Genomic DNA, 9272 nt, shown 5'->3' with positions numbered 1-9272 from the left:
CGCAATTTTCTTCATTTCTTGAGCATTAAAGGGACTGAATTGGATAAATGACTTAATCTTTTTTCAGTTTTATTCTGTTCCTGAAAGCGTAAAGGCCGGCAATCTATGTATTCACAATAACCCCCTTCCCCATTTTCAGTTTCTTCATTTATTTTCACTTGATAACTAAAACTTCCTACATAGCCCGCTGCCAGGCCAAATTTAAAATCTCCACGACTTTGACCTTGTACCCAGATACAAGTACCGTCTGCATTTTCATAACACCATTCAAATTCGCGCGGCAAATACATACTTTGCCGATTGGGTGTCGTGACACACGGATAAACACGATGAACTTTAAAATAAACTTTTCGATCGAACATTTGGGTCCGCATGTTTTTTAAATCACGCAGATAGATCCGCGACTGAACAATACGATTAAAACCATCCCGAATCTGCGCCAACAACAGTTGCCTGTTTTCACTGAGATTAATAATTTGATAAGTCAGGAAGGCCAAAGGTAGATAAGGAAAGTTAAAACTCCGCGCGTATTCAAAGCTTCCAAGACCATCGATCGTATATTGCTGCGCTTTATAGTTCACCGTTCCCTGACAATGACATAGCAAAGACCAGTGATCTGCCAAGGAAAACCGCATTTGGGTAAAATGAGAAATCAGTTGAGTGGTTTGAATATTTAAATCAAAACTGAGTTCCGAGTCAGAACGCTGCAAACGAAAATTTGGAAAACTTCCGCTCAATTGCTCACGATCCAGAAACTGAAACAGACCTGATCTAAAATGACAGTCCTGCTTGACCGAATAGTGATGCAATTGTCCCACCATATGTGGGCTCGAACTGCAAATCACGGTGGCGGTATCTAAGGCTGTGGTTTCGATTGCACTCGGGTTTGCCAGCATGGGTGCATTGGGTTGCCCGATAATACTCAGAAAGTTTAAATAATAGAGGGGTGCCGGAAGCCCGGGGATCATCAAACCCTGATGAATAATTTTATATTTTGAGGTGGGGCCATGATAGGCGGGATAGCGCGAAACAGTAGGAGTCTGATTCAGCTGTTTCGAACGATCTAAAAAATCTTGAAGAAACCGCATCTCAGACTCCTTATCTTTTTATAATGTACTCGATCTTTTTGCCATAAAAGTGGTCACAAAACCAGACAAAGCATAGAGAATAGAAATTACCAGAATGCCGACAGGAATATTATAAGTCATCGCTGCAAAGACGAATACGGCGATTGGTAGGACAAAAAACGGAACCCGTTTACGTTCTACTGTTTTGAATGAATAATATTTGATATTGGAAATCATCAACAAGCCTACCGCAATGATGACCACTGCATTAATGACCTGAAGAGAAGGTTCACGAATATCAAAGATTTCTGGAAAATCCAGACCGACCCAGACCAGTGACACAATCATGATGGCAGCCAGAGGACTTGCGACACCAATAAAATAACGTTTGTCGACCACACCAATCTGTACATTGAAGCGTGCCAGACGGAACGCAGCACATGCGGTATAAACAAAACAAGCCGCCAGACCAATACGGCCCAAATCACTCAAGCCCCAGCTATACATCAAAATAGCGGGAGCCACACCAAAAGCCAGCATGTCAGAAAGCGAGTCAAACTGTTCGCCGAAAGGACTTTGTGCACCAATGGCACGTGCCACACGGCCATCTAGTCCATCCAGTAATGCCGCAATAAAGATCGCATAAATAGCTTGCTGAAAATCACCATTCATACTAGCAATAATCGAGTAGAAACCTGATAACAACGCGGCCGTTGTAATCAGGTTCGGCCATAGATAGATGCCTCGACGCTTAACTTTTTGCCCTTCCTGAGTATGCTCCTCTTCTTCCACCTCAAAGGTGATGCCATCAAAAGGCACTTCGGTTGAAGAGTCGCGTTCCGGTTTGCTTATATTTGTCATTCTTGTCGATCCTAGCTATGACCTGATCTTTAAAAAAATTACTCGCCCACTAACCAACGAACTGCAGCGTGACCACCGTTTTCACTCATGCGAAGATGCGGGAATAACCACTGTAGTGCTTCATCAGCATCTTCAGAGAATTTCCAAGGCGGGTTAATCACCAGTAAACCACAACCGTTCAAGCCTACTGGGGTATCATCCGGCCATACACAGACTTCACACACCAACTGACGACGGATACCAGTCTTGAACATTTTCTTCTCGAAGCGTTCAATCATGGCACGGTCTTTAATTGGATACCAAACGGCGAATACACCTGTCGGCCATTTCTTATACGCGGCAACCAGCAGCTCAACCAACTGCGGGAAATCTTTACGCTCCAGCTCATACGGCGGATCAATCATCACCAGACCACGTTTTTCTTTCGGTGGAATGACTGCCAACAGACCTTCGTATGCATCACGCTCATGCAAACCGGCACGCTTGTCAAAAATATTATGACGAAGTTGCTGGAATACATCACGCTGCATTTCAAAAATGGTCGCTTTATCAATTTCACGCATGCCTTCTAGCGCAAACCACGGCGAACCCGGATAAGCACCCTTACCAAAGTTTTCACGCATGTTTTCAACAATTTTCAAGTATTGTTGTACGCCTTCAGGTGCATTACGCTTGATCGAATCATCCAGCTTAATAAGACGATGAATACCGTTTAAAAACTCACCTGATTTTTGCGCTTCGGCAGTCGACAAATCATATTTACCTGCACCACCATGTGTATCTACATAGCGATAAGGTTTGTCTTTTGCATTCAGTCGAGTCAACAACTGAAGCAATAAAACGTGCTTCATGACATCGGCAAAGTTGCCTGCGTGGTAAGAGTGACGGTAATTCATGTTTCAATTATTCCTAAGATCAATTGCTATTTTAACATGAAAAACTAGTTCGTTCAGAAACGATTATTGAACTAAAATAGCGGACCTTTTTTTACCACACTATCGAGAATTGAAAAAATGGAAGCAGTTATCATCCCAGGGGATTGGAATGTTGATCAAATCTTAGATGATTTAGATCAACATGGCTTTAGTATTGTTGACGATGCTTACTCTAGCGAATATCAACATGCAGTGAGCCAAGAATGCTTAAGCCACTTAAACGAATTTCGTAATGCAGCCATTCAAAATGGTGTAGTTAACAACATCCGTAGTGATCATATTCTTTGGTTACAACCTGAATTTCAAATTTCCCACCTACACATCCAAACACTTCAACAATTTTCCCAAATTTTAAACCGCGCGTTTTATTTAGGCATCAAAGATGTCGAAGCACATTTCGCTTGCTATCACGCGGGTGAGTTCTATACCCTGCACCGCGACAATCCTCAAGATAAAAATGGCCGGATGATTTCCAGTGTGTATTATTTACATGGACAATGGCAGACGGACTGGGGCGGTGAACTACGCCTGCAGGACAAACATGGCCAGTGGCATATTATCCAGCCAAAACCGAACCGAATGGCGCTGTTCCAGAGCGATTTATTACATGAAGTTTTAATCTCTAAACAGCAACGCCTATCCATTACCGCCTGGCTAAGAAGTGATACCTCACTACTCTAAGACACGCTGCCGCTTTAAATTTTAATTTTTAACCTCATATAGCCATTATTGAGAAATGAGGATTGCGTTGATGCGATTAACGACCAAACAGATTATTCAACGTCTGGGTGAAACTGACCAATTGTATTTAAAAGGCAATACGCCGGAATTAACGCTTGAACGTGCTGATCTTCGTTTACAGCTGGTGACTTTAAGTGAACTGCGTCAGGAACAGCGACATTTCCTGCAAGAAGCCGTAGTGTTGCTGGAACAAGGCCGGGTAGAATTTGAAGAAATGCCGCTGCGCATGTATATCAACCTATCTTTGCATCTGGCCAAGGCTTATATGATGTTTTTTGAATTGACCAAAGAGCACCATTTCGCCCTGATTACTCAGCAAATTTTAAAGCCAATGGCCAATTATGAACATGGGGACATTTATTTCTTTCTGGCCTATGCCAGTGCCAGTAAAAATGAGCCGGCCCTGACCCGCCACTGGTTAGGTAAGTACACCACCACTGCCGAATTTGAGCTGGAATTATTACAGCAGCATCATGCATTTAATGATTATCGTCAGCACGAATGGTTTAACAAAATATTAAAAAGCAAAATGCATTAAGCCAAAGAACAAAAACGCCTCAAATGAGGCGTTTTTTAATACAAGCTATATCATCTTATTTTAAATATCAGAAAAATATAGGAAAAATGATCAAGCAGGTTGACGTCTATAAGCGTCCATGTGCAGTTGCTGATTCAGTTCATCGACCCAAATTGCCCAATCATCATCTTGTACCAAATGGCTAATCAATAAAGAACGCTGGGCTTTATTCCAGAATGGCGCATCATGCAAGGACAGCCCTGCTGGCAGTTGATGGGTGCGTACATACAATTCAATAGCCGCAGGACTATTGGCGAGACCGAGCTGAGAAAACAAGAGCTCTAAGGATGGTTGGTTCTTTGCGAGCATCGCGCCCTCCTTATATCAGATAAATTGTAATTATTTATAGATCTAACTTATAAGATAAGGCAAAAAAAACCTAGTCATTTGACTAGGTTTGTTGTTTCTTTTTGTATGAATGCATTTAAAAGCTTTGCTTGTCGCTTTCCACATGTAACAGCTGATTTAACTTGTCAATAATGACAATCCATTCATCATCTTGGTGCCAATGTTCACGCAGGAAGGCACTTTGTCCCTCACTCCAGAATTCGGCATCTGGCAATGCGACTTCAGATGGCAATTGATGGGTATGGGTAAATTGATTAATTGAGGCTTCATCAGAAGGCAAACCCAATTGTTCAAATAATAATTCTAAAGTTAACTGTTGTTCCGTAAGCATAAATAGACTCCATCGTAGTGTTAAATTATGAGCGTGTTGAGATTCGAATTCTTAGGTTGATTTATGGCCGGGTATGTCACAGGAACCTGAACCCTCTGCCTCAATATGTAATTGTTCATTCAATACATCAACAAAAATGGCCCAGTCATCATCTTTCTTCCAGTGACTGATCAGAAAGTCATGCTGTGATTTACTCCAAAAAGGAGCTTTATGCAGGGGCACATCCATACCGATTTGATGCGTATTAATAAACTCATCAATCGCTTCCGGACTCGAATCCAGACCCAATTGTTCAAAGAAAAGTTCGAAGGTGGCGCGTTGTTCTAACATCTGAACCTCCATCTTTTTTATCTATAATCTTGTCTCTACCTTAGATCGCTCATAGCGAAAACTCAGTTGTCTCTCCTTCACAGCTTGTTATTTTTTGTTGATTAAAGTGAGTGACATAAAAAAAGCACCCCAAATGGAGTGCTTTTCTTCAACTTAATCTAAAAAGATCAAATTATTTAAGCATATCAGCAATTGCTGCGCGCTCTTCTTCAAGTTCGTTCAACGTAACGTTGATACGTTCACGGCTGAATTCGTCGATTTCTAGACCTTGAACGATTTTGTATTCACCGTTTTCAGTTGTTACAGGGAAACCGAACATTACGCCTTCAGGGATACCGTAAGAACCGTCAGAAGGGATACCCATCGTTACCCATTCGCCGTTTGTGCCAAGAGCCCAATCGCGCATATGGTCGATTGCAGCATTAGCAGCAGAAGCAGCAGAAGACAAACCACGTGCTTCGATGATCGCAGCACCACGTTTACCAACAGTCGGAAGGAATGTATTTGCATTCCATTCTTGGTCGTTGATCATGTCTTTAACGCTTTCGCCGTTAATTGTTGCAAAACGGTAGTCGGCATACATGGTTGGAGAGTGGTTACCCCAAACTGTAAGATTTTTGATGTCTTTAACCGCTTTACCAGTTTTAGCAGCAATTTGAGATGCAGCACGGTTGTGGTCAAGACGTAACATTGCAGTGAAGTTTTTCGCTGGGAGATCTGGAGCAGATTTCATTGCGATGTAAGCATTCGTGTTTGCAGGGTTACCAACAACTAGAACTTTAACGTCACGGCTTGCAACTTCGTTCAATGCTTGACCTTGACCGATGAAGATTTCACCGTTCACTTTAAGCAGGTCAGCACGTTCCATACCTGGACCACGTGGACGTGAACCAACTAATAACGCATAGTCAGCATCTTTAAATGCAACTTTAGGATCATCAGTACCGATCATGTCTTCTAGTAATGGGAATGCGCAATCTTGAAGCTCCATCATTACGCCTTTAAGCGCTTGCTGAGCTTTCTCAAAAGGAACTTCGAGCAATTGCAAAATCACTGGTTGATCTTTACCTAGCATTTCGCCGCTTGCGATACGGAATAATAGGCTGTAACCAATTTGACCTGCAGCGCCAGTAACGGCAACACGAACTGCTTGCTTCATCTAATTATCTCCAATTGAGGATATTCAATGCGATTAAATAGTTAGTATTTAATCTAATAATCGTAAACGCGAAAGATTGTACTCCAATCCTTTGTCAGATGCATATAAAAGAGGACGGATTTCACCTAAAGTCTGATAGGAAATATAAATTAAATCGGCAAAAAAGCTCAGTATGTTCCTTTTATTGTGACAGTTTTTGGGCATGTATTAATAATGTTGGCAGGACAGGATTTGTAATTGCCATTGGGGCGATAACAGACCTTGATCGAGGTAAGTACGCTGGCCGACTGGGTTTGCTGGCAGTTAAATCTCAAGGCATTACCCGGTAATTGTGGATTAATTTTCAGGAATTTGGCCCGCAATGTATCGACAGAAATCGTAATATTTTCCTGTTCCGTCAGTTCTGCAGGCACTTTGAGACGATCTGCATAATTGATAATCGTCCGGAAATATTGACTGGCATTCATCGGCACACAGCCACCGATATTGCGCCATAAGATTGTCCGGGTATTGTCATCCGGCATGATCCTGGCCACTACCTTGGACTGAAGTGGTGACAGTTTCGCAGAGCTATTGGTCGTGCAATTTTGTGATGTGGTCTGAGGATATAAGCCAGAGATATTCAGCGAATAACCTTCCAGACATTTTCGTTTCTTGGCATATTCCGGATACAGACTACATAAGGCCGGGACCATTTGTACATCCATGACATAGTCTGTCGGCGTAGCAAACACTGCCGGACTGCTGGCCAAAACCACAAGCGCAACCAATCCAGCCCAGACTCGACGATCCTTCATTATTTTCATGAATAAATCACCATCCCCCAATAATTTTAATTTTATTGTGTATTACGTAATGGTATCAGTTGCATGCGTTTACCCACTGACTGTGCCCCCTGTCCTAACAAGATACCGTAATGCGTGGCATTGGTCATGACATGTTTCACATAATCCCGGGTTTCAAGTAAAGGAATACTTTCAGTATATTGATCTGCGGCAATCCCCTGAAATTCTGGCTGCCAGCGACGGGCACGGTTTGGACCGGCATTATAGCCTGCCGTTGCCAGAACCGGACTATCGCTAAGCTGACGCTGAATCGTAGATAAATAGAATGTTCCGTAGCGAATATTGGTATTCATATCGGTGAGTGCCGCCGGGTTATAAGCTTCACCCATTTGACGTGCCACCAGCTTGGCCGTGTCCGGCATAATCTGCATCAGACCACCCGCGCCTACATGTGAACGTGCCACCGTATTAAAACGGCTTTCCTGACGCATCAAACCATAGGCCCAGGCAGGATCTATGCCGGCATTGCGACTATGGCTGACCACATAGTTCTGATGTGGCATTGGATAACGATAATTATAGTTATGCTTGTTCGCGGTACGGTCAGCGGCATAAATGGCACGATCATGCCAGCCCATATCCATGGCACGTTTTGCCGCGGCCAGCAACAGGTCATCATCCTTCTTTAGATAAGCCTGACGCACTGCCCAGTTCCATTCCCGGTTAATATAGTTCTCCGGGGCGCTGATATTACGTAAGGTGAAAGCACGGCGGAAATGAATATCCTGATTCAAGCGCTGCATAGCCTGATTGGATGGCTGCGCTGGATTTGGTGTACTCGCAGTCACCTGCCCCAGCTTGTCGCGTGCCAGAAGATTGTGATAGTCATCTCCGGTCGCCAGCTTACGATAAATACTTTCTGCTGCCTGTTTGGAAGCACGATCAGTACGTTGTTCGCTGGCACGCGCCAGCCAATATTGCCAACGGTCTTCCTGCTTTTGATTAACACTCATGCTATCAATGGCACGAATCAGGCTTTCCCAAGCACTAAAACGGATGGCCTGACGTGCATAAATTTCGGCTTCTTCCGGGCTAAATGGCAGGCCATAGCTGGCATCTAGCGCATTCAACACTTCCCGATTGAAGTTGTTTTTCATCACTGTAGTACCACCGATATAACCGACAGCACGATATAAGGCGCGTTGTACAGATGCAGGTGTGCCTTCTGCGGTACGTTTGACGATAGACAAAGCTGAGTCCAAATCGCTATCGGCCAGACGTCCCAGCGCATAAATCAGATAGGCATGCTCTGCCGCAGTACTTTTAGGCGCAGACCACAAATAATTAGTGGGATTGGCCTGAATCGAATTCAGTTGTGCCAGAGACAGATTTAGACCAATGCCTTGCGCTGTCGCAATGGCCTGACCTGACTGTCCGGCACGAAGTTGTCCCCAGAGTCGCTGCTGACGGTCTTCTGAGGTCATGAGTGGACTGGATAACATCATTCGGCCTAAACCAGTACAAGAATCGGGTTGGCTGTTGGTGGTTAACCAGACTTCTTTAAACTCGGCATAAACCAGTTCATCACCAGCTTTGGCACGCACTTGTGCCACTGCACAGGCTTCGGCAGGATCGGCATTGGTCACATAAGGCAATACCGGTTGGGCAGTGCTAAAGTCTGCCATTTTTACTTTTTCTTCGACATAGTCCGCTGCCAGCTTTTCAGCCATGGCGGATTGAGGGTAACGCTGGGCAAAGCTGATAATCTGGCTGACAGGCTGCATGGCAAGATTCTGGTTTAAAATCCAGTATTCCGGATAATAGCCCAAGGCATCATTCTGCATAGACAGACGATATTGCTGTAACAGTTCAATATTGCCTGCATTGGCTGCACGCAAGGCATCATTAAATTGTTCTTCTGCTGCCTGTGTACTCGCTGAACAGATACATGCCACACTTAAAGTAATTAATTTATAGTATTTATACATAGTTTTAGTGTGTTTCAACATCCCTTTGCCTTCTATCATCGATTTTGTGCTTTGCCCATGTTGCATATCATAAGAGCTAGTTTGAAGATTATAACCAACTCTATTGTTCAGTTATGTAACCTTATGATTAAGCAATATTAATCTACAGAC

At 43.5% G+C, this 9272-nt stretch carries 11 protein-coding genes; 2 read left to right on the top strand and 9 right to left on the bottom strand.

The features are described from left to right. Positions 1-11: 11 nt before the first annotated feature. From MWG72_RS02890 to MWG72_RS02880, 3 genes are read right to left on the bottom strand one after another with little or no spacing between them, the layout of a single operon-like run. Entirely contained in the window at positions 12-1088 is a 1077-nt protein-coding gene (locus MWG72_RS02890; RefSeq protein WP_247143180.1) for a DUF6670 family protein, read from the bottom strand. Positions 1089-1106: 18 nt separating this feature from the next. Continuing rightward, positions 1107-1928 carry a CDP-diacylglycerol--serine O-phosphatidyltransferase gene (gene pssA / locus MWG72_RS02885; RefSeq protein ID WP_005108642.1) on the bottom strand — a complete coding sequence of 274 codons (822 nt, stop codon included), beginning with the start codon at positions 1926-1928 and terminating at the stop codon, positions 1107-1109. A 38-nt stretch (positions 1929-1966) separates the two neighbouring features. Then, entirely contained in the window at positions 1967-2824 is an 858-nt protein-coding gene (locus MWG72_RS02880) for a 23S rRNA (adenine(2030)-N(6))-methyltransferase RlmJ (protein ID WP_004281423.1), read from the bottom strand. A 117-nt stretch (positions 2825-2941) separates the two neighbouring features. Here MWG72_RS02880 and MWG72_RS02875 point away from each other — a divergent pair, with 117 nt between their 5' ends. Together MWG72_RS02875 and MWG72_RS02870 are read left to right on the top strand one after the other, a co-directional pair. Next, complete coding sequence (locus MWG72_RS02875; protein WP_004281424.1) at positions 2942-3544, top strand: 2OG-Fe(II) oxygenase; 603 nt, start codon at positions 2942-2944, stop codon at positions 3542-3544. Between the two features lie 70 nt (positions 3545-3614). Next, positions 3615-4142, top strand: a complete 528-nt coding sequence (locus MWG72_RS02870; RefSeq protein ID WP_247143179.1) for a hypothetical protein — start codon at positions 3615-3617, stop codon at positions 4140-4142. 90 nt (positions 4143-4232) lie between these two features. On the opposite strand, the gene MWG72_RS02865 is transcribed toward MWG72_RS02870, so the two are convergent. The 6 genes from MWG72_RS02865 to MWG72_RS02840 all read right to left on the bottom strand — a co-directional run bounded on the left by MWG72_RS02865 (position 4233) and on the right by MWG72_RS02840 (position 9122). After that, complete coding sequence (locus tag MWG72_RS02865) at positions 4233-4490, bottom strand: DUF2789 family protein (protein WP_004645106.1); 258 nt, start codon at positions 4488-4490, stop codon at positions 4233-4235. Positions 4491-4605: 115 nt separating this feature from the next. Continuing rightward, positions 4606-4860: a DUF2789 family protein gene (locus tag MWG72_RS02860; protein WP_247143178.1), complete on the bottom strand. Its 255-nt coding sequence runs from the start codon at positions 4858-4860 to the stop codon at positions 4606-4608. 51 nt (positions 4861-4911) lie between these two features. After that, the gene (locus tag MWG72_RS02855; protein ID WP_004281428.1) at positions 4912-5190 is read right to left on the bottom strand and encodes a DUF2789 family protein; all 279 of its coding nucleotides are present in this window, start codon (positions 5188-5190) and stop codon (positions 4912-4914) included. Positions 5191-5362: 172 nt separating this feature from the next. Continuing rightward, positions 5363-6349 (bottom strand): malate dehydrogenase, encoded by a 987-nt coding sequence (locus MWG72_RS02850; protein WP_004281429.1) that lies wholly within the window; start codon positions 6347-6349, stop codon positions 5363-5365. Positions 6350-6516: 167 nt separating this feature from the next. Further along, positions 6517-7155, bottom strand: coding sequence for a ribonuclease T2 family protein (locus MWG72_RS02845; RefSeq protein WP_247143177.1), 639 nt, complete (start codon positions 7153-7155; stop codon positions 6517-6519). Between the two features lie 32 nt (positions 7156-7187). Then, positions 7188-9122, bottom strand: a complete 1935-nt coding sequence (locus MWG72_RS02840) for a lytic transglycosylase domain-containing protein (RefSeq protein WP_247143187.1) — start codon at positions 9120-9122, stop codon at positions 7188-7190. Between the last annotated feature and the right edge of the window lie 150 nt (positions 9123-9272).

Source organism: Acinetobacter lwoffii (assembly GCF_022967985.1).
GTDB lineage: Bacteria > Pseudomonadota > Gammaproteobacteria > Pseudomonadales > Moraxellaceae > Acinetobacter.
The sequence above is the reverse complement of the archived record's forward strand: the minus strand, read 5'-3'. Positions and strand labels throughout refer to the sequence as shown.